The organism is uncultured Caballeronia sp. (assembly GCF_964243625.1).
Taxonomy (GTDB): domain Bacteria; phylum Pseudomonadota; class Gammaproteobacteria; order Burkholderiales; family Burkholderiaceae; genus Caballeronia.
Genome location: NZ_CAXTGZ010000828.1, coordinates 1 through 2163 on the forward strand (window position 1 = coordinate 1; position 2163 = coordinate 2163).

The 2163-nt window shown below is 61.8% G+C and carries 3 protein-coding genes; 2 read left to right on the top strand and 1 reads right to left on the bottom strand.

The features are described 5' to 3' along the window. Window positions 1-329: 329 nt before the first annotated feature. A complete protein-coding gene (locus tag ACFFAR_RS31455; RefSeq protein WP_075357100.1) occupies window positions 330-515 on the bottom strand; it encodes a hypothetical protein in 186 nt (61 codons plus the stop codon). A gap of 11 nt (window positions 516-526) precedes the next feature. Here ACFFAR_RS31455 and ACFFAR_RS31460 point away from each other — a divergent pair, with 11 nt between their 5' ends. Both ACFFAR_RS31460 and ACFFAR_RS31465 read left to right on the top strand, forming a co-directional pair. Beyond that, the gene (locus ACFFAR_RS31460) at window positions 527-1852 is read left to right on the top strand and encodes an EAL and HDOD domain-containing protein (RefSeq protein ID WP_082771296.1); all 1326 of its coding nucleotides are present in this window, start codon (window positions 527-529) and stop codon (window positions 1850-1852) included. Between the two features lie 50 nt (window positions 1853-1902). After that, window positions 1903-2163 (top strand): redoxin domain-containing protein (locus ACFFAR_RS31465; RefSeq protein ID WP_375509256.1); only part of this gene is annotated, 261 nt, incomplete at its 3' end.

Genomic DNA, 2163 nt, shown 5'->3' on the forward strand with positions numbered 1-2163 from the left:
GCCATGCATTGAAGCGCTGAGCGCGTGTCCGTTTTACTTGCATGTTGTCTGGTTTGGCCTGTCTGAACGCGCGCCTGGCCTTCGGAAGCGCGGCACGCGCTGTCCGGCGCGCGCGCCGCATCGTAGTGCTGGAGGATTGCCGGCGATGCTGACGCAAGCCGCCGGAAGTGCCGGCAGCCGCGAGTCGGACTGTTCTTTGCAAGTTAACGGTTGTGTCGCTGAATTCTTTAGAAGAATGGCCGCGCGGCTGAAAGCCTTCATGCCAGCGGGTTTGAAGCAATTTGTCACTACCCGGATTTGGGGTAGAGTGGGGCTGGAGGAGGCACGAATCATTCATCCTCCGTCGCCGTTATCCAGTTGTTACCGTTCCATTTGCCGTACGCCATGACCGTGTCCCCAAGCCGATCGTCACAGCCGGACCACAAGCCGCGCGCCGCCAACGCCAGCATCACGCCGCGCCGGTCTCCGGCGTGTCCGGGGTGCGCCTGCAAGCACGCGGCACGGAATGAAGCCATCGGATCGATCAATGCAGCCGGTTGATCGCACGCCACCGCCAGGCGATTCTGCTGATGGACAGGCTGACCTGTCCGCTGATTCGTCCGCACCCCGCGAACCGGAAAGTGTCTATCTGGGGCGCCAGCCGATCATTGATCGCAAGGGCGCGCTGCATGCGTACGAACTGCTTTTTCGCGACAGCCCCGACAATCGCGCGCGCATTTTCGACGATGTCCAGGCCACAGCTCATGTCGTGGCGCGAACGGTCGGTGAGATCGGTCTGTCGGCCGTGCTCGGCGATCATCGCGGCTTCGTGAACATGAACCGCGACCTGCTGTTCGATGACATCGTCCACATCATGCCGCCCGAGCGCTTCGTGCTCGAAATCCTCGAAACCGTCACCTTCGACGCCAGGCTTTTCAAGCGCTGCGAGCAATTGCGCGCGGCAGGCTTTCAGTTCGCCCTCGACGATGTCGTCGCGCTGACCGAACCGCTGCACGAAGCGCTGCCTTACGTGGATTACGTGAAGATCGACTTTCTCGCCGCTGACCGTGCCCATATTCCGGAACTCGCGGCCACGCTCAAGCGTCACGGCAAGACCTTGATTGCAGAGAAGATCGAGACCCACCAGGACTTCGATGAAGCCAGCAAGCTCGGCTTCGACCTGTTCCAGGGTTATTTCTTCGCGCGTCCGCAGGTGCTCGTGACGCGACGCTCGAATCCATCGCGCACCGCGCTGTTGCGATTGCTCGGCGTGTTGTCGGGCGAACCCGGGATTGCGGAACTCGAAGCCGAACTCAAGCTCAATCCAAATGTGGTCGTGCAGTTGCTGCGTCTTGCCAATTCAAGCGCGTTCAAGCTGGCACGTCCGGTTTCGTCGCTGCGCGAGGCGATTGCGGCGACCGGCACGCGGCAGATTTCACGCTGGACGCAGTTGCTGCTGTACGCCGATGGACGCCATTTGCCGTGGCGCTCGGACCCGCTCGTGCAGCTCGTGGGCACACGCGCGCGCTTCATGGAGCTGGCGGCGCGCGTCATGCAGCCATCGAATGAAGAATTCGCCGATGCGGCTTTCATGACCGGCATCTTTTCGCTCGTGCATGTGGTCGTGGATCTGCCGCCCGTCGAGATCATCCAGTTGCTGAAGTTGTCCAGGGAGATTTGCGACGCGATCGTCGAAGGCAGCGGACCGCTTGGCGCGTTGTTGCGGATCTCGCAGGCAGCCGAACGGGGCGATGCGCCGGAGCTCGATTCGAGTACCGGCTCGAATGCCGGGTTTGCTGTACTGACGCCGGTCGTGCTTGCCGAGTTGCAGTTCGAGGCCGCCACGTGGTTCGGCGCGCATCGGGTGGAGTAGCGCGCACGTATTACCCGAACAAAATACCCAATCAAAACGAAGGGAGTGTCATGAAACGAAAGTTTGCGGGGAAGTTGCTGGGTTTGTCGCTAGGCGCCGCGCTCGGGGCTTATGCGCTGGTTGCCTATGCAACCCTGAAGCCGGGCGATCAGGCGCCGGCTTTCACGACGCAGGCGTCGCTGGGCGGGAATGTCTTCGACTATTCACTCGCGAGCGCGTTGAAGAAGGGTCCGGTCGTGCTGTACTTCTACCCGGCCGCGTTCACGAAGGGCTGCACGATCGAGGCGCATGAGTTCGCCGACGCCGTCGAT

Excerpts from the sequence above, each read along its gene's own strand:
- ACFFAR_RS31455 (WP_075357100.1), bottom strand. The coding sequence starts at position 515 with ATGGCTTCATTCCGTGCCGCGTGCTTGCAGGCGCACCCCGGACACGCC.
- ACFFAR_RS31460 (WP_082771296.1), top strand. The coding sequence starts at position 527 with ATGCAGCCGGTTGATCGCACGCCACCGCCAGGCGATTCTGCTGATGGA.